Origin of the sequence: Leifsonia sp. TF02-11, from assembly GCF_017565305.1 — a bacterium.
Lineage (GTDB): Bacteria > Actinomycetota > Actinomycetes > Actinomycetales > Microbacteriaceae > Leifsonia.
Window position 1 is genome coordinate 1 of record NZ_JAGEKP010000024.1, and the last position, 24,249, is coordinate 24,249.

Here is a 24,249-nt window from a genome sequence, read left to right on the forward strand (position 1 = left end):
CGGGCGGGTCGGTTGCGGGCGGTTCAGTTGCGGGCGGGTCGGTGAGGGCTGAAACGTCGCCGGCAGAATCCTCGCAAGACGGTTCTTCGCCAGACCGCGACTTCGCCGCCCTCCTCAGCCAGACGGGATCGTCGGCAGCCGAACCCTCGCCGGGCGACTCGTCGTCTGCCGGGCCCGTCGCCCTCCTGCCGCAGGCGGCGCCCGGGCGCGAGTCATTCCTGTACGCCGAGAAGCCGCGCCCCGACCGCGCGCGCCGCGGAGTCCGCGGAGCTTTGGCGCGCGCCGGCATCCCGCTCGAGCCCTCGGCCGGCGAACTGCGCGAACGCGCGGAGATCGACGCCGTCAGCCGGCACTGGGCCGGCCCGCGCACAATCGCGATCGTCAACGGCAAGGGCGGAGCCAACAAGACCCCGACCACCGCGCTGCTGTCGGCGGTCTTCGCACGAAACGGGGGATCCGGTGTGCTGGCGTGGGACAACAACGAGACCCGCGGCACCCTCGGCTGGCGAACCGAGCAGGACGACCACGACGCCACGGTGCAGTCGTTGCTCCCGGCCACAGCCTCCCTGCTCTCCGCGGAGGCGCGCACGGCCGACATCGGGCACTTCGTGCACCACCAGAACGCCGACAAGTACGACGTGCTGCGCTCCAACCCGACGATGCTCGCAACCGAGCAGCGCATCTCCTCGGCCGACTTCGACCTCCTGCACACGGTGGCCACCAAGTTCTACCGGCTCGTCTTCATCGACAGCGGCAACGACGAGTCGGCCGAGCGGTGGCTGCGGATGATCGACCACACCGACCAGCTCGTCATCGCGACGACGGCCCTCGGCGAGCACGCGGAGGCCGGCGCTCTGCTGCTGGAGGCGCTGCTGGAGCGCGACGCGAACTCCGCGCGGCTCGCCCGCGACGCTGTCGTCATCGTGTCGCAGTCCGAGCGCACCGGCCCGGCCTCCGACGTGCGCCGCGTCGCCGCCGGCTTCGAGCCGCTCGCCCGCAGGGCGGTGACCATCCCGTTCGACCCCGAGATGCACGGCGGCCGCCTCGCGTTCGACACGCTCGCGCCGCGCACGCGCCGCGCCTGGCTGCACGCCGCCGCCGCCGTCGCCGAGGGCCTCTGACGCGCCGCCGCTCCCCCGCGCGACATTCGTCACGAATCCCAACATTCGTGCCACGAATATCGACATTCGTCACGAATCCCCGCCACATTTGCGGCAACTGCGGCAGCTCACACCCCGCAACGCCACACTCGGCACATATCCCACCCACCCACATTCGTCACGAATCACGACATTCGTGCCACGAAAGTCGACATTCGTCACGAATCCGCACCACATTTGCCGCAAACGCGGCGACCCACAACCCCGACCGCCACATTCGGCGCAAATCCCGCCCACCCACATTCGTCACGAATCCCGACATTCGTGCCACGAAAGTCGACATTCGTGACGAATCGCCGCACCGCATTGCGCAAATGCGGCGACTCACGACCCCAACCGCCACACTCGGCGCAAATCCCACCCACCCACATTCGTCACGAATCGCGGGATTCGTGGCACGAAAGTCGACATTCGTCACGAATCGCCGCACCGCATTGCGGCAAGTGTGGCGGCTCGGGGCCCGCAACGCGGCATTTGGCGCAAATCGCGCAGGGGTCGAGGGTCAGCGCGCGGTCGACCGACGCTCGATGATGCGGCCGTGGTCGGGGTCCGGCACCGTGAGCTCGAGACCGGGTTCGAGTTGGCGCAGCAGGGCGGCTGCCGCCTGCCGGCCGAGGGCCTCCGGCTGGAGGTCCACCGCGGTGATCGACGGCTCCGTGTTGCGGAGGCGGTCGGCGTCCGACCCGCAGACGACGCGGATGTCGTCGGGCACCCGGATGCCGCGCTCCACGAATCGGTCCACCAGACCGCGCGCGTGGTCGCTCGTCTGGCAGTACACGCCGTCGGGCCGTTCGGGCAGGGCGAGAAGGTCGTCCGCAGCCCGGCTCCCCGCTTCGCCGCCGTCGAGCTCGCGGGCGTGGACGACGACCTCCGCGGCGCCGGACGCGCGCATCCGCTCCCGGTAGCGCTGCTCTGTCGCGAGGTTCCACTCGATCCGATCGAACCCGGTGACCAGCGCCGGATGTGTCGCGCCGGCCTCCGTGAGGAGATCGAGCACGCGGTCGGTGATCGCCGGGGTCGCGATGTCGACGACCTGGGGATCCTCTGGATCGTTCACGTCCGCCCCGACCAGCGTGTACGGCGTGCGGCTCGAGCGCAGGAGCGCGACGAGGGGGTCGTCGGCGACCGGGTCGGTGACCACGATGCCGTCGCACGCGTAGGCGGTCACCGGCGCTCCCGGCTCGGTCGGGTCGGCCACGAGCATGAGCGCGTAGCCGTGCTGCAGGCAGGTGAGGGCTGCTGCGCCGGCGAAGCGCGGGAAGTAGTCGACGTCGCTCACGTGCTCCGGGTGCTCTCCCGCCGGCCGCAGCACCAGGCCGACCACCCCGAGCCGGGAGCGCCGCAGGCCGCTCGCCACGACGTCCGGGTGGTAGCCGAGCGCTGACGCGGCCGCGCGCACGCGTGCCTGGGTGGCGGCGTTGACCACGCCGTTGCCGGAGAACGTGTGCGACACCGTCGTCACCGAGACGCCCGCGCGCCTGGCCACATCGCGGATGGTCGATCGCTGCCGGGCCATGATCGCATCCTAATTTGTCGGATTCTTCTTGCCCAAATCGTTTTGGGTACGTAGCGTGCCGTGCGACGCGAACGACGACGTTCCGCTCACCCGAGCGCTTCTGCAGAATGACCTGGAGGACCCGTGTCAGACAACCCACCCATCGAGACCCTGGCGGAGGAGTCAGCGCTGACGACCGACGCCGACAGCCCCACGCGCATCGAGACGCATGGCATCGACTTCATCCCGGAGACCGAGCGCCACGGCCGCGCCCGCGACCTGTTCGCCGTCTGGGCGGCGCCGAACGTCAACTTCCTCGCCGTCGTGGTCGGGGCGACGCTCATGGTCATGGGCCTCACCCTGTGGGAGGCCCTCGCCGTCATCGTGATCGGGAACGTGTTCTCGATCGTCACCGGCATCGTCGCCGGCTCCGGCCCCGCGGCCGGCACCCCGAGCGAAGTCATCACCCGCGCGATGTACGGCATCACCGGCAACCGCTTCAATGTCGCGATCGCCGGCTGGCTGATCAGCGTCTGCTACCTCGCCATCAACTGGGCTGCGGCGACGACCGTCGCCGTCGGTCTGCTCGGGCGCATCGGCGTGCCCGCGACCGGCTGGACCATCGCGATCAGCGCTGTCGTCATCGCCGCGGCCACCATGGTCATCAGCGTGTACGGCCACGGCCTGATCATGCGGCTCTACCAGCCGCTCGCCATCGTGCTCGCGGTGATCTTCGCGGGCATGGCGGTCTTCGTGGTCAGCGGGGCGCACTGGAGTTTCGCCCCCGCGAAGCCGCTCTCCGGTGTGGAGCTCGTCGCCATGATGGCCGCGGGAGTCGCGCTCGTCGCCTCCGCCCCGCTCTCCTACACGAACAGCGCGGACTTCTCGCGCTACCTTCCGCGCGGCACACGGGTGCGCGACGTGGCGCTGTGGACGACCCTCGGGCTGGTCATCCCCGGCATCCTGGCCACGTTCGTCGGCAGCCTCGCGGCGAGCGCCGTCGACATGACGTCGCCCGAAGCCGGCCTCGAGAAGTTCCTCCCGGCCTGGTTCGCCCCGGTCTTCCTGATCTCGGTCATCGTCGGCACCATCGCCAACAACGCCATGACCGCCTACAGCTCGGGACTCGCGCTGCAGGCCGTCGGCATCAAGCTCCCCCGCTCGCGCACGGTGCTGCTCGACGGCACGGTGGGCGTGGCGATGACGCTGTTCGCCCTCCTGGTCTGGAACTTCCTCGACAGTGTCTCCAGTGCGCTGCAGCTGGGGGTCACGATCCTCGCGCCGATCATGGGCGTCTATCTCGCCGACATGCTGTGGCGCCGGAACCGCTACGACGGCCCTGCTCTCACCGACGAATCCCGCAGCAGTCGTTTCTGGTTCTCCGGCGGCTTCCACCTCGCGGGTGTCGTCGCGGTGCTCGTCGGAATCGCCGCCTCGCTGATGTGCAGCGCGACCCTCGTCTTCGTCGGCCCCGTCGCCGCCGCCCTGAGCGGCATCGACCTCTCCGTGCCGGTCGGTCTCATCGTCCCGTTCGTCCTCTATCTGCTGATCGTGCGTTCGTCGCGACGATCGAAGGAGTCACTGTGAGCACCCTGATCCACTACCGCGGCGGAGCGGTCTTCACCTCGGACACCCGGCCCTGGGCCGAGTCGATCGTGGTCGAGGACGGCCGGATCGCGTACGTCGGAGACACCGTCACCGCCGACGCACTGCCGGTCGACGAGGTCGTCGAGCTGGACGGCGCGGTGGTGCTGCCCGGCATCGTCGACGCGCACACCCACCTCGTCAGCCTCGGGGAGTCGCTGACCCAGGTCGATCTGCACGACGCCGCCGACGTGGCGGAGATCCAGTCGCGGCTGGCGGCGGCCGCGGCCGCGCTGCCCGACGGCGCCCGGCTGATCGGGCGCAGCTGGTTGTTCTCCGCTCTCGGCGGGCGGGCGCCGCACCGCGATCTGATCGACGCCGTGGTCTCCGACCGACCGGTCTACCTCCACGCCAACGACGTCCACTCGGCGTGGCTGAACAGCGCGGCACTCGCCGAGCTCGGCATCGACGACGACACTCCCCATCCGCTGGGAGGGAGGATCGAGCGGGACGCCGAGGGAGTCGCCACGGGCTGGCTGCTCGAGAACGCGGCGCTCGGGCTCATGCTCGACCGGCTGGAGGCGCTCGTCTCCGACGCCGAGCGCGAGCGGGCGCTGCGGGCGGCCTTCGACACGTACCGGGAGGCCGGCGTCACCGCGGCGGTCGAGATGGCTCTGCGCGAAGCCGACCTGCGCGCCCTCGCCGCCGCGCTGGCCGACGGCGACGGCACCCTGCCGATCCGGATGGCCGCGCACTGGGCCGTGAACCGCACGGGCACGACGGAGGGCGACCTGGCCGCCGTCGCCCGCGCCGTCGAGCTGGCCGACGAGTATCCCGGACCGTGGTTGCGCGTCACCGGCATCAAGCTGTTCGTCGACGGTGTGATCGACAGCTGCACCGCCGCGATGCGTGCGCCGTTCGCGAACGGCTCGCAGCCGGAGGCGCTGTGGGACCTCCCCTCGCTCTCGGCGGTGGTGACGGCCGCGGATGCCGCGGGCCTCCAGGTCGCCATGCACGCGATCGGGGACGCGGCGTCCGCACTCGCGCTCGACGCCCTCGACGCGGCCGTGGCCGCGAACGGGCCGCGCGCGGACCGCCGCCACCGCATCGAGCACCTCGAGACGGTGGACGCCGCCACCCCGGCCCGTCTCGCGCGCCTCGGCGTGGTCGCCTCGGTTCAGCCGGTGCACAGCGACCCCGCGATCCAGGAGAACTGGCGGGCGATGCTCGGCGACGACCGGGTCGAGCGTGCCTACCCGTGGGGCGAGTTCGCCGATGCCGGCGCGACCCTCGCTCTCGGCACGGACGCTCCGACGGCGCCGTACGATCCGCTGCCCAACCTCTACATCGCCGCGACCCGCCGGTCGGCGATGGACGGCGACCTGCCGCCGAACCTCGCCGGCAACGCGATGGCGATCGCCGACGCGGTGCGCCGGGCGACGCGCGACGCCGCATACGCCTCGCGCTGGGACGGGGAGCTCGGCGTGCTGCGCCAGGGCGCGGCGGCCGACTTCATCGTCATCGACGTCGATCCGTTCCGCGACGGCGCAGAGGTGCTGCTCGACGCGACCGTCCGGCTCACGGTGCTGGGCGGCGAGGTGGTGTACTCGGTGGACGGCGTCGCGGTGTGACGCCCCGGCCGTCGCCGGCCGGGCTGCACCGTTCGTGCTGACGGCACGGCTAGGTTGGGGGCGGCCGCACCGAACACCGAGGGAGCACCATGGGACCCTTCCCCTACGAGTCGCAGTGGGGCGACCTCAGCTGCAATGAACCGCTCATCGAGCACGGAGCGAATCCGGCTCGGTTCTTCGACTGGACCTCGGACGGATATCCGTCGGAGGAGGAATACCTGTTCTGGTCGCGACACGTCTGCGGCCTGGCCTGTCTGCGCTCAGTGCTCCGCGCCTGGTCGCCGCAGCATGGCGACATCACCATGTTCGACCTGGTCGGCCGCGCGCAACGACGGGCCGCGCTCGTGCGCGAAGGCGACACCGTCGGCGGGCTCTACTACCGGCCGTTCGTGGAGTGGATCCGCGACGACTTCGGCATCGAGGGCGCCGTGCACCCGGACATCGAGGCGGAGGAACTGCTCGAGCATGTCCGCGGCGGTCAGGTCGCCCTGGCCTCCGTCTCGTCCGAGATCCGGTATCCCGGCCGGCCGAACGTCCGGCGTGGCGGTCACCTGGTCCTCGTCCATCGCGTCGAGGGCGATCGGATCGTTCTTCACAACCCGTCCGGGGTGGCGGACACTGCTCAGGACGCCGTGCTCGACCTCGACACGTTCCGGCGGTTCTTCGCGGGTCGCGGCGTCACCCTGCAGAAGCCGGCGTGAGCATCGCCGTCCGCTCTCATGCTGTTCCGGACCCGAGCAGGTGGTTGCTGAAGTCGCGGATGTCCGGTGTGTGCGCGAACGTCCGCGCGAGCTGCAGGGCGGCCGCGTGATCCGCTTCTGACGCCTGCGTGACGCTCTCCATCGCGATACCGGCCGGCCCCTCGATTCCGCTGACACTCACGTCCTGGAGCCCCGCGGTCGACAGCTCCTCTTCGAGCTCGAGCGGCGTGTGATAGTGGCCAGCCGGAAAGCGGAGCGAGGGAACCGGCGTGCCGTGCCGCAACAGCCCCAGCCAGTCGTCCGGGGCCGCGTCGAAGAGGTCGGGGTCGAGCGCCGCCGCCGCGAAGGCCGACAGTCGCGGGATGGCGGCGGCATGGACGGATCCGCCGGGCCGGCATACTCGTCGCGCCTCCCGAAGGGCGGTCAGGCGGTCGCGTCGGTCGGCGAGGTGATAGAGCGGGCCGGCCATCAGGACGGCGTCGAAGGAGTCATCGGGGAAGTCGAGCTCCCTGGCATCGCCCACCACGGCCGCGAACGTCCCGATCCTCGCGGCCACCGCCACCTGGCTCTCGACCGGATCGACCAAGACCACGTCGTAGCCGCTCAGGGCGAGTGCGGCCGCGTGGACGCCGGTCGCGCCTCCGACGTCGAGAACGCGCGCCGGGGCCGGCGTGGCCGCGCGGACGATCTCCTGCGTCCGTTCGAACTCCAGTCGGCCTTGGGGTGAGCGCGTGGTCAGCCGGGCGTCCTCGTCGAAGGCGTCGGAGTAGAACGCCTGTATCGCACTGTCGATCCTGCGCTGGTCCATGCTTCATCATTGTGCCGGAACACGCCGTGCGACCCTCTCCACACCCCGAACCTCCCGCCACGGCCGTCCGCGCGAGTGCGGTGCGCCGCAACCGGGGTAGCGTGTCCCGCGTGCACGAGAAACACCCGGCCGTCACGCACGAAGACGTGGACGACGAGACCCCCGCTCCGGCGCGGACGGGCCGCCGCAGGAGAGTCCTGTACGCTGCCGCGCTCGCGGCGCTCGGCGTGGTCTTCGGCGACATCGGCACCAGCCCGCTCTACGCCCTGAAGACCGTCTTCCTGCTCGACGGCGGAGCCGTGAGGGCGCAGCAGGCCGACGTGTTCGGGGTGATCTCGCTGATCTTCTGGAGCGTCACCGTCATCGTCTCGATCAAGTACATCGGAATCCTGATGCGCGCGGACAACGACGGAGAGGGCGGCGTGATGGCCCTGGCCGCGCTCGCGCAACGGCTGTACGCCGCCAAGGCGGGCAAGGCCGGCACCCTGCTCGTCATCGGGATCGTCGGCGTCGCCCTTTTCTACGGCGACTCGATCATCACCCCCGCGATCAGCGTGCTGTCCGCCGTCGAGGGCCTGCACGTCACCGTGCCGGCGGTCTCGCACCTCGTCATCCCGATTGCCGCCGTCATCCTGGTCGCACTGTTCGCGGTGCAGCGGTTCGGCACGGGACGGGTCGGCGCCCTGTTCGGCCCGGTCATGGTGCTGTGGTTCGTCGTCATCGCAGCCGCCGGGTTGGCGATGGTCGTCCAGTTCCCCTCCGTACTGCTCGGACTGTCGCCGACGTATGCCATCGCGTTCATCGTCGACCGTCCCGTGCTCTCCTTCGTCGCGCTCGGCGCTGTCGTGCTGGTCATCACCGGCGCGGAGGCGCTGTATGCCGACATGGGACACTTCGGCCGCACGCCGATCAGCCGGGCCTGGTTCTTCCTGGTGTTCCCCGCGCTCGTGCTCAACTACCTCGGCCAGGCGGCGCTCGTGCTGCACGATCCTGCGGCGCGCGCGAATCCGTTCTTCCTGCTCATCCCGGAGTGGGGGCGGCTGCCCGTCGTCATCCTGGCCACCGCCGCGACCGTGATCGCGAGTCAGGCCGTCATCTCGGGCGCGTACTCGCTGTCGCGGCAGGCCGTGCAGCTCGGGCTCCTGCCCCCGCTGAAGATCCAGCAGACCTCGCTGCGCGAGGGCGGCCAGATCTACATGCCGGCGGTCAACATCCTGCTGTTCATCGGCGTGCTCGCGGTGACGCTCTCGTTCGGTTCCTCGGATCGGCTGTCGACGGCGTACGGCATCTCGGTCACAGGCGCCCTGGTCGTCGACACCGTGCTCCTGCTGCTGGTCGCGCGCCCGCTCTGGCACTGGGCGCCCTGGAAGCTCGTGCTGGCCGCCGTCGCGTTCGGCGGGCTCGAACTGTCGTTCCTGGCGGGCAACCTGTCGAAGATCATCAATGGCGGCTGGGTGCCGCTGTTGATCGCGGGCGTCGTCATCCTGATCATGACCACCTGGCGTCGCGGCCGGCAGCTGGTGCAGGCCGACCGCAAGCGCAAGGAGGGATCGATGGCCGCCTTCGTCGAGGAGGTCCGTCGGCTGCACCTGCCGCGGGTGCCTGGTATCGCGATCTTCCCGCACCCGAGCAAGGAGACCGTGCCGCTGGCACTGCGGGCCAACGTCAAGCACAACCACGTGCTGCACGAGCACGTGATCATCGTCTCTGTGAGCTTCGCGCAGGTGCCGCATGTTCCGCCCGAGGAGGCCTTCGAGTGCGACACGCTCGGCTACGAGGACGACGGGATCGAGTTCCTGAGCGTCCGGTTCGGCTTCTCGGACGACCCCGACATCCCGCGCGCCCTCCGCACGGCGGTGCGGGTCGGGGTGCTGCCGCTCGATGACGCCAACTTCAAGAAGGCGTCGTACTTCATCTCGCGCGGCGCGATCCGCGTGACCAGGCAGCGCGGGATGGTGCCGTGGCGCCGCGGCCTGTTCGTCGCGCTCGCGCACAACGCCGCAGACCCCGCCGCGCGGTTCGGCCTGCCGGCCCTCCGCACGGTGACCATGGGCAGCGACGTCGAGATCTAGGTGTGGGCAATTCCGGAGTCTCGGGGCGCTGGACGGCGTGTCGGTCCGTAACTCCGGAGATCCGCGGCGATTCGGCCCGGATCTCCGGAGTTACGGTCTGCGCTGCCTAGCGGGCGGGGGTGGGCTCGCCCAGGGACAGCATCAGGCGGTTGGCCCAGTTGAAGAAGGCGGCGCCGTTGATCGCGTCGATGATCGCCACGTCGTCGAGGCCGGCCTCCCGCAGCGCGCGCACGTGGTCAGCGCCGAACTCGTCCGGGATGCGGGTGAGCGCGACCGACGCGTCGATCACCGCCCGCCACTGCGGGTCGTCCTGCGGTGCAGCAGTGCCCTCGTCGAGCAGGCGCTGCACGTCGTCCGGGCGCTTGGAGTGGTGGCTGGCGAAGCGCGAGTGCACGGAGGCGCAGAAGATGCAGCCGTTCGTGCGCGAGGCCGCCGTGGCCGACAGCTCGCGAAGGGCGCGGGTCAGCCCGCCCTTCTCGTTGTAGAAGATGTCGTTGTCGGTGCGGGTGCGTGCGCCGAGGATGTCGGGGTCGCGCACCAGCAACCGGAAGTACGGGCTGTTCGCGCGGCCCTTGTCGACCAGGCCGGCGTAGTGGCGCTCGGTGAGGTCCTCCAGCGGCAGCGGCTCGAGCCAGGCCTCCCAGCCGAGTTCCGCCTGCGTGAACGCGTTCGGGGCCGTCGGCTCCTGGGTCGCGGTGCCGGTGATCGTCTCGCTCATGCGAGCTCTCCCTTCAGGACGGTGAGCCCCGCGACCACGCGGAGCTGGAAGCTGAGGAAGGCCACGAGCTGCGAGAGCGTGACGATCCCGGTGGTCGACCACCCGGCGTCCTGCAACGTCTGGAGGGCGTCGGCCGAAGCATCCCTCGGCCGATAGACGAGCAGGTGCGTGTGGGCGAGGGCGGCGGCGAGGCGCGGACCCGCCGCCGCGGCGAGCTCGGGCGACGGCTGCCAGTGGAGGCCGTCGACGTTCTCCGCGGACAGCGGCCCGGCGGGGTAGTCGCCGTAGGGGCCGTCGGTCAGCGCACCAGGCAGCGCGGCTTCCAGGGCCGACAGCAGCGCGGCGTCGTCCGCGGCCAGGAGGTCGCGGTAGAAGGCTGCGGTGGGCGACTTCGACAGCGCGACCGTCCAGTAGGCGACGGCCAGCCGCTCCCGCTGGGAGACGTGCGACAGCTCGTCGGAGTGCAGCAGCGCGTCGAAGCTCGCCTGCGCGTTGGCGCGGGCGTTGGGACGCTGGTCGCGCAGGCTGTCGAGCGGGTCGCCCGGCTGGATGCCGACCAGCTGGTCGATGACGTCGGTGGTCATGGTGTCCTTTCGATGGGTCGGAACTCGATGGATCGGAAGTGGACAGAACGGATCAGCGCAGCGCGACCGCCGGCACGGCCGGCGACCAGTCGAGCAGTTCGCGCCCGACCTCCGCGCTGAGCTCGATCGAGCGCAGCACGGTCTCGTGCGGCGGATCGACCGGGTGCGGCTGGAACGCGACGTCGGTCGCCCGCGCGAGCACGGTGTCGGCGCCGAGGGTGGTGAGCACCTGCTCCGGCGTGCCGATGTGGACGTCGAGCCAGGCCAGCAGTTCTGCGTCGGTGGTGCCGGCCGGGATCGCCAGCCCCTGCGCGTCGACGAACGAGCGCCCGCGGTCGATCCCGCGTCGGACCCAGGAAGCGGCCTCGGCCTCCGTGTCGACGACGAGCACCGAACGGGAGGCCAGGATGCGCGGCGCGACCCCGTCGGGCAGCGCGGCGAGGTAGGCGTCGACGATCGCCTCCTGCAGCTCTGGCGACGACGGCGCCTGCCACTCGCGGCGCGGCTGGGTGCGCGAGAGCATCAGGCCGTTGCCGCGACGGCCGATGCGGGCGGCGCCCTCGGCCGAGAACGTCGCCTCCCAGATCACGTCGAGCACCGCAGGCGCCGCCGGGTACAGCGCGCCGCCGTCGGAGGTCAGCTGCTCGCCGCGCAGGGCGGAGACGAGCGCCTCCCTGTGCCGGTCGTAGATCGCGGCCCTGTCGGCGGGATCGTGCCCGAACGGGGGGAACGACGACGGCGTGCCGCCGGACCCGATCCCGAGCTCCAGCCGGCCGTCGGAGAGGAGGTGCAGCACGGCGGCGTCCTCGGCCACGCGCAGCGGCGCCTCGAGCGGCAGCGTCACGATGCCGGTGCCGAGCCGGATGCGGGAGGTCAGCGCGGCCGCCTGGGCGAGCAGCACGAACGGCGAGGGGAGGCCGCCCTCCGCCTCGTGGAAGTGGTGCTGGGCCACCCAGACGGTGTCGAGCCCCACTTCCTCCGCCCGCACGAACTGGTCGAGCGCGTTGCGGTAGCGCTGCAGCGCCGTGCCGGCGTCGAGCAGCCGGGTGAAGAACCCCAGCCGCTGACGGGTGGGCTCCGACCGCTGTGCGAGTCCTGTCATTCGTGGGCCGCCTTTCCCAGATAGGCCTCCTGGATCTGCGGGTCGTCGAGCAGTTCGCGCGCCGTGCCCTGCAGCACGATCGCGCCCGTCGCGAGCACGTACCCTCGGGAGGCGATGGAGAGCGCCAGCTCGGCCTGCTGCTCGACGAACAGCACGGCCACGCCGAGCTCGGTGTTGATGCGCACGATCTCGTCGAGCACCTGGTCGACCAGCTTCGGCGAGAGGCCCATGGTCGGTTCGTCCATGCAGACGAGCTTCGGTCGGCTCATCAGGGCGCGTGCGAAGGCGAGCATCTGCTGTTCGCCGCCGGAGAGCGTGCCCGCCTGCTGCTTCCGCCGCTCGGCGAGGCGCGGGAAGTGCGTGCGCATCCGGTCCAGGTCGTCGGCGATGGCGGCCTTGTCCGCGCGCGACCGGGAGCGGCGCGTGTACGCACCGGCGATCAGGTTCTCGTCCACCGTCAGCTCGGGGAACACCCGGCGCGCCTCCGGAACCGAGGCGATCCCGCCCGCGACACGGCGCCGCGTGGACACGTGCGTGATATCGGCCCCGGCGAACCGCACCGTGCCGGACTTCGGCCGCACGAGCCCCAGGATCGTCTTCATCGTGGTGGACTTGCCGCTGGCGTTGCCGCCGAGCAGCGAGACGATCTCGCCCTCCCCCACGGTGAGCGAGTTTCCGCGCAGCGCGTGGAACGGGCCGTAGTAGACGTTCACGTCCTCCAGTGCCAGCAGCTCGGTCATGCCAGATCCACTCCTCCGAGTCCGCGCCGGCGACCGAGGTAGGCCTCGACCACCGCCGTGTCGCTGCGCACCTCGTCCGGCCGTCCTTCTGCGATGATCCGGCCGCCGTCCATGACGATCACCCGGTCGGACACCGTCATCACCAGGTCGAGCTTGTGCTCGACGAGCAAGATGGTCTGCCCCGCCGCCTTGAGCTCGAGCAGTTGGGCGAGCACCTCCGCCGTCTCCGACTGGTTCATACCGGCCGTGGGCTCATCGAGCACGAGCAGCTTCGGCTCCAACGCCAGCGCGCGAGCGATCTCGGTGCGGCGCCGGTTCGCGTAGCTCAGCGAGTACGCCGGGTCGTCGCGGCGCGGGCCGAGCCTGGCCTCGAAGCGATCGATCTCCGACTCGACGACCGCGTCGATCGCCGCCCGCTCCCGACGGGAGGCCGGCGTGCCGACGATCGCGATGTACAGCTCCGCGAGCAGCGGGATCCAACGGAGCAGGAACAGGTTCGACAGCCTCCGGAACGGCCGGTGCGCCCGCAGGGTGGTGTGCAGGCCGACCTCGATGTTGTCGGCCACCGACAGCGTCGCGAACACCCGCCCGTTCTGGAACGTGCGCGCGATGCCGTGCTCGGCGATGCGGGCGCTGTCCGCGCGCTCGATCCGCTCCCCGTCGAGGGTGATGGTGCCGCCGTTCGGCCGGATCGCGCCCGTGACCAGGTTGAGCGTGGTGGTCTTGCCCGACCCGTTCGGGCCGATGATCGACACGACCTCGCCCCTGTGGACGGAGAACGAGATCCCGTCGACGGCCTTCAGCCCGTCGAAGTGGCGCTCCAGCTTCTGGACGCTGAGCAGCGTCTCTGCGCTCATGAGTTCCTCACCAGGATGCCGCCGGGGCGGAAGCGGACGACCAGGATCAGCACCAGGCCGTAGACGATGATGCGCAGCTCGGGTGTGAACCGCAGCAGCTCCATCGCGCCGATCAGGATGATCGAGCCGACGACCGCGCCGTACGGGAGGCCGACGCCGCCCAGGATCACGATGGTGACCACGAGCAGGGACATCAGCATCGTGAAGATGGTCGGGTCGATGTACGTGTACTGGTGCGCGAGCAGCGAACCGCCGATCCCGGCGAAGAAGCCGGAGACCGCGAACGCCAGCGCCTTGTAGTCCCGGCCGCGCACCCCGGACGACAGGGCTGCCACCTCGTCGGAGCCGACCGACGAGATCACCTTGCCCAGGTGCGACGTACGCAGCCGCCACATCACGATCAGCGTGACCACGAGCACGCCGAAGTCGATCCAGTAGTACGCCTGCGGTGTGTTCAACGGCGTCCCGAACCAGTCGGGAACGGGGATGTTGTAGAGCCCCTGCGGCAGGACCAACTGGATCACGGCGACGATCGCGATTCCCAGCCCGAGAGTGGCGATGGACACGTAGTGCCCCTTCACGCCCCAGATCGGCGACGCCAGGATCGACGCCACCACGGCCGCGGCGAGACCGGCCAGCGGAAGCGCCAGCCAGAACGGCACGTGCACGTACAGCGTGAGGAGCGCGGAGGCGTAGGCGCCGATGGCGATCGGGCCGGCCTGGCCGAGCGCGAGCACGCCGGCCTGACCGGCGGTCACGGTGAAGCCGGCCGCGATGATCGCGTACACCAGCACCTGGGTGCCGGTGGTCACCAGGTAGTCGTTGCCGAAGACCGGCACCAGGATGCCGAGCACCACGAAGGCCAGCGGCCACACCCAGCGCGGGATGCGCAGCGGACGGCCCTTGCCGAGGAAGGTGCCCGTGAGCGGCTCCGTCGAGATCAGCGGCACCTTGCCGAACAGGCCGCCCGGCCGCACGATCAACACCACGATCAGGATGACGAAGACGATGATCTCGCGCGCGGTGTCGCCGAAGAAGTGGATGCCGAACGCCTCCAGGATGCCGAGGACGAAGCCGCCGATCACCGCGCCGACGAGCGAGCCCAGGCCGCCGAGCGTGGCGGCCACGAACGAGGTGAGCCCGACGTCCAGCCCCGAGCTGGGGTTGGCGACGCCCACGTAGAGCGCGATGAAGACGCCGGCGAGTCCGCCGAGCGCGGAGGCGATCACGAACGAGACGTGCTGCACCTGGCCGACGGGGATGCCCATCTGCAGGGCCGCCTCCTGGTCCTGCGCGGTGGCGCGGATGGCGCGGCCGACCTTGCCGTACTTCAGGAACACGGTCATCACGAGCATCACGGCGGCCGTCGTGCCGAGCATCACCAGGTCCGACGTGCCGAAGCGCATGTTCCCGATGTGCAGATTCGATGTGGGCAGCACCTCGGGGAAGACGCGGAACTGCGCCGTGAACGCGACCTGAGAGGCGTTGTCGAGGATCAGCGAGATCGCGTAGGTGGACAGCATGGCCGCGAGCGGCAGGTACTTCGCCAGCGGCCGCACGACGGTCGCGTTGATCAGCAGGCCGATCGCGCCGCAGATCGCGAGCACGAGGAGCAGTGCCAGCCAGAACGGCAGTCCCAGCTTCACTACGAAGAACCAGGACAGCATCGCGCCGAGACCGAAGAACGAGAACTGCGCGAAGTTGACGACGTTCATGACGCCGAAGACGAGCGAGATGCCGACCGCTCCGAGGGCGTAGACGTTCCCTCGGAGCAGGCCGGCGATCAGTGTGTCGAGCATGGTGTGCGCTTCAGCGGCTCAGCCGTTGTACGCGACCCACTTCCCGTTCTTCAGGATGCTCGGGGTGAGCGCGGGCGACGCCACGCGGCGGGTCGACGGGTCGAAGGTGATCTTCCCGTAGACGACGCTCGGCACGTCCTTGACCTTCTTGAAGCCGGCCAGGATGCCTTCGCGTGTCGTTCCGCCGAGCTTCGCCGCGGCGACGGCGACGTTGAGCGCGTCGTAGGCGCCGGCCTCGAAACCGGTGACCTCGGTCTCGTTCGGGTACTTCTTCTGGAAGGCCTTCACGAAGTCCTGCACCTGCTTGGCGGGGTTGGAGGCGAGGAACTCGGCGCCGTTGATCGCGCCCTCGGCGTCCTTGGTTCCGTCGAAGGACTGCTCGTCCTGTCCGCCGTAGAAGGTGCCGTCGTAGCCGATCGCGCGCAGCTGGGTGACCAGCTTCGCGGCGTCAGGGCCGTAGCCGATGTGCACGAAGGCGTCCGGCTTGCCTGCGACGGCCTTGGTCAGCGACGGGCGGTAGTCGTCGGAGGTGTCGAGCACGCCCTCGGCGTCGGTGATCTTCAGGCCGATCTTCTTGGCCTCGTCCTTGAAGGCGTTGAACGCCGGGATGCCCCAGTCCGCGGTGTTGAGGTAGGTCACGCCGACGGACTTGACGCCCTGCTTCTTGATATAGTCGGCCGTCCAGGTGTACGTGGCGCTCGTGGTGATCGAGGTCGACCACTGATACTGCGTGCCCTTGGCGGTGAAGTCCGGGTTCGAGTTGTTGAAGCCGTACTGCAGCAGCTTGCCCGCGGTGTAGATCGGGGAGGCCGGGATGGAGGCGGCCGACGAATAGTCGCCGAAGACGAGGCTGACGCTGTCGTCGCCCACGAACTTCTGCGCGACCGCGACGGACTGCTTGGGGTCGGACTGCGAGTCCTCGTACTTGAGCGCGACAGGGTGACCGTTGATCCCGCCCTTCGCGTTGACCTCCTCGACGGCGAGGTCGAAGGCCTCCTTGAACTGCTCGCCGTACTGCGCGTACTGGCCGGTCTCCGCGGCGGAGACGCCGAAGTAGACGGTGCTCTTGCCGGAGGTCGAGCCTCCGGTCGCGGCGGACGAGTCGCTGGCGCAGGCGGCGAGACCCGCGACGGTGAGCGCTGCGACGGAGACGACGGCGGCGCTCCGGAGGATTCTCTTCATGCTGTGTCCTTCACATCGGGCTGAGATGACGCGGTGGGTGCGTCGCCGACGTTAGGACCGGACCGGGTGCGGACGCACCCTCCACCGTCACAAACGGTTGCGGTTGTTAATACACGTCACACAGTTTGCGAACGGACGCGTTCGCGAGGCAGGAGCGCGCCGGCATCATCGCCGGCTCGCCGCCCTGTCCGCTCCGGTGTCGCTGTCGAACTCGGGTCGCCACTCGTCGTGCTCGTGCGTGCGGCCGATCAGGCAGAGGCACGCCACCGCGATCACGGTGTCGTCGCGCGCCGAGCGGAACAGCTCGACGTGGGGCTGCCGCTGCGCCGGCCGAGCCGACCGCGCCGGCGAGGAGATGGGGCGTGCCATACCGTGAGGGTAGGCGCGGCAGGCAGGGAAACCGCTGGCCGCCAGCCGACAGTACGCCGACGCTGCGCCGTGAGATTCGTACGATTTCTCAGCTCGGCGTTGCCGGGGCGTTCCAGAGCCAGCGGAGCGCGTCGGGGAGGAGCACACCGCCGTGATTGGGGCTGTGGCCGCCGTCGCCGACGACGAGCCGGATGTCGTAGCCCGCGCGCGCGAAGGCGGCGGCGGTCTCGAGGTTCTCGGCGAACCAGTTGTCGTCGCGCCGGTTCCAGTTCAGGTCTCGGTGCGCCGCGTGCAGGAACGCCCGGAGCTCCCTCCTGGACTCGGTGCGGGCGAGGGCGGGATACGGGTTGCCGCCGGGAAGCTGCGCGAAGCTCGCGTTGAAGGTGATGGCGCGTCCGAACGCGTCGGGCCGGGTCCAGACGGCCGCCAGCGCCGCATTGCCGCCGCTGCTCCCACCGCAGATCCCGCGCATCATCGGGTCGCTGGAGACGGAGAATCGCTTCTCGACCAGCGGCAGCACCTCCTCGAGCAGGAAGGCCGCGTAACGGTCGTCGACCGCGTCGTACTCGGCGTTGCGGTTCTTCGCGGGCGGCTCCTGGTCGGCGAAGACTCCCGGATCGACGAAGACGCCCACCATCGGCGGCAGCTCGCCGCCCGCGGCGAGGTTGTCGAGGACGATACCGCCGCGCACGTCGCCGTCGGGGTCGAGGTACCACCAGCCGTCGGTGAAGAACATGACCGCGCTTTCCGTCGCGTCCGACAGGCCGGCCGGTCGGTGCAGCCACACGCTCCGCGAGGTGCCGGGAAAGCGTGCGCTGTCGCTCAGGCGCAGCTCTTCGATCGCACCGGGGACGACACCGGGCCGCCGCATCGAATCCGGACCGTACGCGTAGTCGACGGCGTCCTGCGACACCGGCAACGGCGCGTACGGGATGCTCACGAGACCAGGTCGGCGGCCAGGCTGAGCGCCCCGACCAGGCCCGACTTCCCCTCGAGGCCCGGAGCGACGAGGAGGTCGCGCGGGTCGCCGGTGGCGACCTGCGGCGGGCCGTAGCCTCCCGCGATCGCCGTCAGCGCCGGTCGGGTGCGCTCGAGGAGCCCCGGCGCCAGCATGACGCCGCCGCCGAGCACGAGGCGGTCGAGGCCGAGAGTGAGCACCGTCGTCCAGGCGAGCTGCGCGATGTAGTAGGCGAGGATGTCGAACGCCTCGTCCTTCTGATCCGCGGGGAACGACGACGCGTCGACTCCCCAGCGGGCGAGCACGGCCGGCCCGGCGGTGAGGCCCTCCAGGCAGTCGCCGTGATACGGGCAGTGGCCCTCGAACCGGTCGGCCGGGTGCCGGCGGACCAGCAGGTGGCCGAGCTCCGGCCAGCCGTTGCCGGTGAGCGGCTGGCCGTCGACCACCAGGCCGACGCCCACGCCGGTGCCGATCGTCGCGTAGCCGACGTTGCGCGCACCGCGCGCGGCCCCGGCCCGGGACTCGCCGATCGCGGCGCCGGTCACATCGCTGACGAAGGCAGCGGGCGCCTTCGCCGCGTCACGCACGGCGGAGAGCACGTCCGTGTCCTTCCAGCCCGGCTTGGGGGTGGAGGTCACGAAGCCGTAGTGCGGGGAGGCCGGGTCGGCGTCGACGGGACCGAAGGAGGCGATGCCGACGGCCTCCACCGGTCCGACCTCCGCGAGGAAGTCGGCGATCCGGCCGAGCGTCTCCTCGGGCGTGGTGGTCGGGAACCGTCGGATCGACCGGGGCTCGGTCAGGTTCTCCCGGTCGGCGACACCGCAGACGATCTTCGTTCCGCCGGTCTCGATCCCTGCGATCATCGCGCACCCTTCGCTCACAGCACCTGGCGCGTCCACACGCGCCCCTCAGAGAACGCTAGTCGACCCGGAACCGTCCTCGCGCACGTCGAGGGCCCGGGTGAGGGCGGCGCGGAAGGCGGTGACGGCGGGGTGGGCGACCCGCGCGGCGCGGGTCAGGGTGAAGAGCATGCGCTCGGGACGGCCGGGAAGCTCGACCAGGCGCACTCCCCGTGAGTTCTCGGCGCCGAGCAGGTCGGGCAGGATCGCCACGGCGTGACCGGTGCGCACCAGGTGAACGTGCGTGATCAGGTCGACGCCGTCGAAGCGCACCTCCGGCTCGAACCCGGCGCTGCGGCAGACGTCGCGCGACCAGTCGCCCGGCGCCGTCCCCTCCGGGTCGAGCGCCCACGCCGCCGCGGCGACACCGCGTAGACCGGTCGCCGTGCTCCAGGGGCCGTGCTCGGGCGTCGCGAGGCGCAGTCGGTCGCCGCGCAGGTCTTCGCGGTGCAGCCGATCGCTCGGCGGAACGGGTCGACCGGGGTACTCCTCCCCCAGCACCACGTCGAAATCGCCGACCTGGAGGCCGGAGGTCGCCTCGGCGGCCTGCACCTGGGCGACGTCCACGCGCAGCTCGGGATGACGCCCGGCCAGGTCGGTCAACACGGCCGGCTGCACCGACAGCGCCACCGTCTGGAAGGTGGCCACCCGCAGCACGCCGGCGACGCTGTCCCTAGCCGCGGCGAGCGCCGACTCCGCGGCCTCCAGCTCGGCCAGGGCGACGCGCGCGAACCGGAGCAGGAGGTGCGCGTCGGCGGTGAGGCGCACCCCGCGGCCGACGGGCTCGAGCAGCCGCACGCCGACCTCCCGCTCGAGTTGCGTCAGCTGCTCGGACACCGAGGACGGCGCGAACGACAGCGCCTGCGCCACGGCGGCGAGCGTGCCGCGGCGGTCGAGCTCGTCGAGCAGGGCGAGGCGGTGGAGGTTGTACACGACGTCCCTCTCCTCATCGGTGTTTCCGACGATTATACGTCGGAAACATCCGCTGGACCGACGTTACCGATGTCTCCAGGATGGAAGGGTGAACTCCCTCTCCCGCACCCCGGTCGCCGCGCTGATGGTCGTCGGCTCCTGTGTGTCCCTGCAGTTCGGCGCGGGCATCGCGACCCCGCTGTTCGCGCTCCTCGGGCCGGCGTTCACGACCACCGCTCGCCTCCTGATCGCCGGGATCGTGCTCGCGGTCGTGTTCCGTCCGCGGTTCTGGAGCTGGAAGCGCCGGCAGTGGCGTGCCGTCCTCCTGTTCGGGGTGGCGATGGCCGGCATGAACGGCTGCTTCTACGCGGCCATCGACCGGATCCCGCTCGGGATCGCCGTGACGATCGAGTTCATCGGGCCGCTCGCCCTCGCAGCGGTCCTCTCGCGGCGGCTGCGCGATCTCGGCTGGGTGCTGCTGGCGGCTGCCGCGATCGTCGTGCTCGGTGTCGACGGCGCCGGCGACGGGCGCGCCCTCGATCCGATCGGCATCCTCTTCGCCCTCGCAGCCGGAGCGTTCTGGGCGGGCTACATCCTCGCCGGATCGCGCGTCGGCGCTCTCGTCCCCGGTCACGGCGCCCTCGCGGCCGCGGTGCTGGTGGGCGCGGTGGTCGTCGCCCCCTTCGGTGCGGCCTCCGTCGGCTCGTTGGTGACGCACCCCGCCGCGCTGGCGGGGTTGGCGGCGGTCGCGTTGCTGTCGTCGGTCATCCCGTACTCGCTGGAGTTCGCATCCATGCGCCGGCTCGACGCCCGGACCTTCGGGGTGCTGCTCAGCCTGGAGCCGGTCGTGGCGACTCTCGCCGGCTGGATGCTGCTGGGGCAGACGGTCACCTGGCTTCACGTCGTGGCCATGGCGGCGGTCGTCGTCGCCTCCACCGGCTCGACCCTGAGCGCCGCCCAGCGCGCGGATCCCCGCCCGGAGGTCGCCGAGGGGCACGCAAGCGCCCCGAAAGCGCTCGTCTAGGGGCACATACGTGCCCTTCGGCACGGTGGGCATTGCCGGGGAGCGGCGCGCGGAGCAGGCTGGGGGCATGAGCACGGGAGAGCGCGCAGCGAAGCCGCGGCGGCTGCCGCGCCGGCCGGCCTCGAGCCTGTCGGAGCACTGGACGCGGATCGACGGCGTCGATGTCTTCTACCGGGAGGCTCCCGGCCCGGCCGGTGCCCGCACCATGATGCACGTGCACGGCTTCGGGCTCTCCGGGCGGTACCTGCTGCCGACCGCCGAGCGTTTGGTGCACACCTTCCACACGCTGGTCCCCGATCTGCCGGGCTTCGGCCGCAGCGGCGGCTCGCCCCGCGGACTCGCCGTACCTGACCTGGCGCACGCCGCCGTGCGGTTCCTCGACGACCGCGGCGTCGAGAAGGCGACCCTCGTCGGCAACTCGATGGGCTGCCCGGTGATCCTGGAGTTCGCGCACCACTATCCCGACCGGATCGACCGGGCCGTCCTGGTGTCGCCGGCGGGCGGCGCGTACAACCGTCCCATGACCCGGGCCGTCCTGCAGCTCGCCAAAGACGGCGGCCGCGAGCCCATGCGGATGGTGAAGGTCGCGGTTCCGGACTACCTGCGCTTCGGCGTCGCGAGCACGGTCATCATGTTCGACGCGCTCACCAACTATCCGTCCCTCGAGCGGTTGCTGGAGCTGACCGTGCCGACCCTGGTCGTGATCGGCGACCGCGACCCGCTGATGCCCGACCCGGAGCGGGTGCGCGAGCTCGTGGCCGAGACGGACGACCACGTGGTGATCGTCCGGCTCGAGGGCGCGGCGCACGCGATCAACTTCAGCGAGCCCGACGAGCTCGCGTACCTGATCGAACAGTTCATGGCCGACCGTCCGATCGTGCAGGGCGCGACCCCCGCACAGCGCTCGTACGAGATCCACCGCAGCCGCCACCTCCCCGCCCCCGGCGAGTGACCGAAGGCGGGGAGGAGGCGCGCGTCAGACCTGCGCGCCGAGCTTGAAGCCCTGAGGCTGGTCGTCCTTGCGGGTGTACGAGAAGCCGTCGGCGCCGATGGTGACCTCCATCTCGGAGTCGTCGGTGCGCGTGGTGAGCGGCTGCGGGTTGCCGTCGAGGTCGAGCACGAGCGAGGCGTCGGTGTACCAGGAGGGCACGACCGGGTTGCCCCACCAGTCGCGGCGCTGGTTGTCGTGCACGTCCCAGGTGACGACGGGGTTGTCGGGGTCGCCCGTGTAGTAGTCCTGCGTGTAGATCTCGACGCGGTGGCCGTCGGGGTCGCGCACGTACAGGTAGAACGCGTTGGAGACGCCGTGCCGGCCGGGGCCGCGCTCGATCACGTCGCTCATGCGCAGGGCGCCGAGCTTGTCGCAGATGGCGATGATGTTGTGCTTCTCGTGCGTGGCGAACGCGACGTGGTGCATGCGCGGCCCGTCGCCGCCTGTCATGGCGGTGTCGTGCACGGTCGGCTTGCGGCGCATCCACGCCGCGTAGGTGGTGCCGGCCTCGTCCTGGATGTCCTCCGTGACACGGAAGCCGAGATCCTCCATGTACTTGACGGCGCGCGGCACGTCGGGCGTGACCTGGTTGAAGTGGTCGAGCCGGACCAGGGCGCCCGGGGTGTAGAGGTCGTACCGCCAGGCCAGCCGCTCCACGTGCTCGACCTCGTGGAAGAACTCGTACGGGAAGCCGAGCGGGTCCTCCACGCGGACGCTGTCGCCGACGCCCTTCGTGAAGCCCTCCGCACGCCGCTCGACGCGGCAGCCGAGCTCGGTGTAGAACGCCACGGCGCGATCGAGGTCCTCCGGGGTGCGCACCCGGTAGGCGAACGCGGCGACCGCGGCGATCGGCCCCTTGCGCAGCACGAGATTGTGGTGGATGAACTCCTCGAAGCTGCGCAGGTAGACGGTGTTCTCGTCCTCCTCGGTCACGACGAGGTCGAGCACGTTCACGTAGAAGTTGCGGCTGGCCTCGAGGTCGGTGACCACGATCTCCATGTACGCGCAGCGGACGATGTCCGGCGGGGTGGCCTTCGGGGTCGGGATGCGGTCGATCGGTGCCGGGATCGGGTCGGTCAGGCCGACCACGGGCTCCGGGCCGTCGGGGGTGATGCTCATGGTGCTGGTTCCTCTTCTTCGAGTGCGGTCTGGGTGGATCGGATGCGTCAGTTCGCGCCGAACCGGGCGGTGTGCACCGGCCCGAGCGTGATGTGCACGGCCTGCTGGTCGGTGTAGAAGTCGATGGAGCGGTAGCCGCCCTCGTGGCCGAGGCCGGACGCCTTCACACCGCCGAACGGGGTGCGGAGGTCGCGGACGTTGTGCGAGTTGAGCCACACCATCCCGGCCTCCACGTTCTGGGCGAAGGTGTGCGCGCGCTCCAGGTCATTGGTCCAGAGGTAGGCGGCGAGGCCGTAGCGGACGCCGTTGGCGAGCTTCAGAGCCTCCTCGTCGGAGTCGAACGGGGTGATCGCGACGACAGGGCCGAAGATCTCCTCCTGGAAGATCCTGGCCTCCGGAGCGACGTCGGCGAAGACGGTCGGCGCGACGTAGTTGCCGTGCTCCAGCCCCTCCGGGCGGCCACCGCCGGCGAGCAGGCGACCCTCCGACTTGCCGATCTCGACGTAGCTCATCACCTTGTCGAAGTGCTCGGGGTGCACCAGCGCGCCGACCTCGGTCTTCGGGTCGTGCGGGTCGCCGACGACGATGTTCTTCGCTCGGGCGGCGTAGCGCTCGCAGAACTCGTCGTAGATCGACCGCTCGACGAGGATGCGGGAGCCGGCGGTGCAGCGCTCGCCGTTCAGCGAGAAGACGCCGAACAGGGTCGAGTCGATCGCGGCGTCGAGGTCGGCGTCGGCGAAGACGACGGCGGGCGACTTGCCGCCGAGCTCCATCGACAGGCCCTTCAAGAAGGGAGCGGCGTTGGCGAAGATCAGCTGGCCGGTGCGGCTCTCGCCGGTGAAGGAGATGAGCGGGACGTCCGGGTGCTTGACCAGCGCGTCGCCGGCCTCCTCGCCGAGGCCGTTGACCAGGTTGAAGACGCCGTCCGGCACACCGGCCTCGCGGAAGATCTCGGCCCAGAGGCTCGCCGACAGCGGCGTGAACTCGGCCGGCTTGAGCACGACCGTGTTGCCGGTCGCCAGCGCGGGAGCGAGCTTCCAGCTCTCCAGCATGAACGGCGTGTTCCACGGGGTGATCAGACCGGCGACGCCGATCGGCTTGCGGTTGACGTAGTTGAGCTGGCTGCCCGGAACCTTGTAGGCGTCGTCGGCCTGGGCGACGATCAGGTCGGCGAAGAACCGGAAGTTCTCCGCGGCCCGGCGCGCCTGGCCGAGCGCCTGGGTGATCGGCAGGCCGGTGTCGAAGGTCTCGAGCTCGGCGAGCCTCGCGTCCTGCGCCTCCACGGCGTCGGCGATGCGGTTCAGCACGCGGGCGCGCTCGCGCGGCTTCATCCGCGGCCACGGGCCCTCCTTGAACGCGCGGGTGGCGGCGGCGACGGCGAGGTCGATGTCCTCCTTCTGCCCGGCGGCGGCCTGCACGTAGGTCTGGTTCGACACCGGGTCGAGCACGTCGAAGGTCTTGCCGGAGACGCTGTCGACGAACTTCCCGTCGATGAAGTGCTGGATGGTCGTGGGGAGGTTCTCGGGAACGTAGTGCTGCGCCAT

22 protein-coding genes are annotated in these 24,249 nt (G+C 70.6%); 7 read left to right on the plus strand and 15 right to left on the minus strand.

The features are described from left to right. A partial coding sequence (locus tag JNB50_RS20970; RefSeq protein WP_208042086.1) for an AAA family ATPase occupies positions 1-1,121 on the plus strand: 1,121 nt, incomplete at its 5' end. A gap of 541 nt (positions 1,122-1,662) precedes the next feature. Here JNB50_RS20970 and JNB50_RS20975 read toward each other — a convergent pair. Beyond that, positions 1,663-2,676 carry a LacI family DNA-binding transcriptional regulator gene (locus tag JNB50_RS20975; protein WP_208042087.1) on the minus strand — a complete coding sequence of 338 codons (1,014 nt, stop codon included), beginning with the start codon at positions 2,674-2,676 and terminating at the stop codon, positions 1,663-1,665. Positions 2,677-2,799: 123 nt separating this feature from the next. On the opposite strand from JNB50_RS20975, the gene JNB50_RS20980 reads away from it, so the two are divergent. From JNB50_RS20980 to JNB50_RS20990, 3 genes are all read left to right on the plus strand, one after another. Then, positions 2,800-4,242, plus strand: a complete 1,443-nt coding sequence (locus JNB50_RS20980; RefSeq protein ID WP_208042088.1) for a cytosine permease — start codon at positions 2,800-2,802, stop codon at positions 4,240-4,242. After that, positions 4,239-5,870 carry an amidohydrolase gene (locus JNB50_RS20985; RefSeq protein WP_208042089.1) on the plus strand — a complete coding sequence of 544 codons (1,632 nt, stop codon included), beginning with the start codon at positions 4,239-4,241 and terminating at the stop codon, positions 5,868-5,870. The genes JNB50_RS20980 and JNB50_RS20985 overlap by 4 nt, the downstream gene beginning before the upstream one ends. A gap of 89 nt (positions 5,871-5,959) precedes the next feature. Then, positions 5,960-6,571 (plus strand): hypothetical protein, encoded by a 612-nt coding sequence (locus tag JNB50_RS20990; protein WP_208042090.1) that lies wholly within the window; start codon positions 5,960-5,962, stop codon positions 6,569-6,571. A gap of 16 nt (positions 6,572-6,587) precedes the next feature. Here the strand turns inward: JNB50_RS20990 and JNB50_RS20995 are convergent, their stop codons facing one another. Beyond that, positions 6,588-7,379, minus strand: a complete 792-nt coding sequence (locus JNB50_RS20995; RefSeq protein WP_208042091.1) for a class I SAM-dependent methyltransferase — start codon at positions 7,377-7,379, stop codon at positions 6,588-6,590. A gap of 110 nt (positions 7,380-7,489) precedes the next feature. Here JNB50_RS20995 and JNB50_RS21000 point away from each other — a divergent pair, with 110 nt between their 5' ends. Beyond that, on the plus strand, positions 7,490-9,451 hold the full coding sequence (locus JNB50_RS21000) for a potassium transporter Kup (RefSeq protein WP_307794823.1): 1,962 nt from the start codon (positions 7,490-7,492) through the stop codon (positions 9,449-9,451). A 106-nt stretch (positions 9,452-9,557) separates the two neighbouring features. Here the strand turns inward: JNB50_RS21000 and JNB50_RS21005 are convergent, their stop codons facing one another. The 11 genes from JNB50_RS21005 to JNB50_RS21055 form a co-directional block, all read right to left on the minus strand. Then, entirely contained in the window at positions 9,558-10,169 is a 612-nt protein-coding gene (locus JNB50_RS21005; RefSeq protein ID WP_208042092.1) for an alkylhydroperoxidase domain protein, read from the minus strand. Continuing rightward, positions 10,166-10,753: a CMD domain protein gene (locus JNB50_RS21010; protein ID WP_208042093.1), complete on the minus strand. Its 588-nt coding sequence runs from the start codon at positions 10,751-10,753 to the stop codon at positions 10,166-10,168. The genes JNB50_RS21005 and JNB50_RS21010 overlap by 4 nt, the downstream gene beginning before the upstream one ends. A 52-nt stretch (positions 10,754-10,805) precedes the next feature. Then, on the minus strand, positions 10,806-11,855 hold the full coding sequence (locus JNB50_RS21015; protein WP_208042094.1) for a putative FMN-dependent luciferase-like monooxygenase: 1,050 nt from the start codon (positions 11,853-11,855) through the stop codon (positions 10,806-10,808). Beyond that, the gene (locus tag JNB50_RS21020; protein WP_374222279.1) at positions 11,852-12,586 is read right to left on the minus strand and encodes an ABC transporter ATP-binding protein; all 735 of its coding nucleotides are present in this window, start codon (positions 12,584-12,586) and stop codon (positions 11,852-11,854) included. The genes JNB50_RS21015 and JNB50_RS21020 overlap by 4 nt, the downstream gene beginning before the upstream one ends. A gap of 5 nt (positions 12,587-12,591) precedes the next feature. After that, positions 12,592-13,452 (minus strand): ABC transporter ATP-binding protein, encoded by an 861-nt coding sequence (locus JNB50_RS21025; protein ID WP_208042096.1) that lies wholly within the window; start codon positions 13,450-13,452, stop codon positions 12,592-12,594. Beyond that, positions 13,449-15,251 carry an ABC transporter permease gene (locus JNB50_RS21030; RefSeq protein WP_208042097.1) on the minus strand — a complete coding sequence of 601 codons (1,803 nt, stop codon included), beginning with the start codon at positions 15,249-15,251 and terminating at the stop codon, positions 13,449-13,451. The genes JNB50_RS21025 and JNB50_RS21030 overlap by 4 nt, the downstream gene beginning before the upstream one ends. An 18-nt stretch (positions 15,252-15,269) precedes the next feature. Continuing rightward, complete coding sequence (locus JNB50_RS21035; protein WP_208042098.1) at positions 15,270-16,433, minus strand: ABC transporter substrate-binding protein; 1,164 nt, start codon at positions 16,431-16,433, stop codon at positions 15,270-15,272. A 165-nt stretch (positions 16,434-16,598) separates the two neighbouring features. Next, entirely contained in the window at positions 16,599-16,802 is a 204-nt protein-coding gene (locus tag JNB50_RS21040; RefSeq protein ID WP_208042099.1) for a hypothetical protein, read from the minus strand. A gap of 88 nt (positions 16,803-16,890) precedes the next feature. Beyond that, positions 16,891-17,742, minus strand: coding sequence for an alpha/beta hydrolase-fold protein (locus JNB50_RS21045; RefSeq protein WP_307794824.1), 852 nt, complete (start codon positions 17,740-17,742; stop codon positions 16,891-16,893). After that, entirely contained in the window at positions 17,739-18,623 is an 885-nt protein-coding gene (locus JNB50_RS21050) for an ROK family protein (protein ID WP_208042100.1), read from the minus strand. The genes JNB50_RS21045 and JNB50_RS21050 overlap by 4 nt, the downstream gene beginning before the upstream one ends. A 45-nt stretch (positions 18,624-18,668) precedes the next feature. Next, the gene (locus JNB50_RS21055) at positions 18,669-19,592 is read right to left on the minus strand and encodes a LysR family transcriptional regulator (RefSeq protein WP_208042101.1); all 924 of its coding nucleotides are present in this window, start codon (positions 19,590-19,592) and stop codon (positions 18,669-18,671) included. An 88-nt stretch (positions 19,593-19,680) separates the two neighbouring features. Here JNB50_RS21055 and JNB50_RS21060 point away from each other — a divergent pair, with 88 nt between their 5' ends. Together JNB50_RS21060 and JNB50_RS21065 are read left to right on the plus strand one after the other, a co-directional pair. Next, entirely contained in the window at positions 19,681-20,595 is a 915-nt protein-coding gene (locus JNB50_RS21060; protein ID WP_208042102.1) for a DMT family transporter, read from the plus strand. Between the two features lie 67 nt (positions 20,596-20,662). After that, a complete protein-coding gene (locus JNB50_RS21065) occupies positions 20,663-21,547 on the plus strand; it encodes an alpha/beta fold hydrolase (protein ID WP_208042103.1) in 885 nt (294 codons plus the stop codon). A gap of 24 nt (positions 21,548-21,571) precedes the next feature. Here the strand turns inward: JNB50_RS21065 and hpaD are convergent, their stop codons facing one another. Together hpaD and hpaE are read right to left on the minus strand one after the other, a co-directional pair. Then, entirely contained in the window at positions 21,572-22,705 is a 1,134-nt protein-coding gene (gene hpaD, locus JNB50_RS21070; RefSeq protein ID WP_208042104.1) for a 3,4-dihydroxyphenylacetate 2,3-dioxygenase, read from the minus strand. Positions 22,706-22,752: 47 nt separating this feature from the next. Continuing rightward, a complete protein-coding gene (gene hpaE / locus JNB50_RS21075) occupies positions 22,753-24,249 on the minus strand; it encodes a 5-carboxymethyl-2-hydroxymuconate semialdehyde dehydrogenase (protein WP_208042105.1) in 1,497 nt (498 codons plus the stop codon).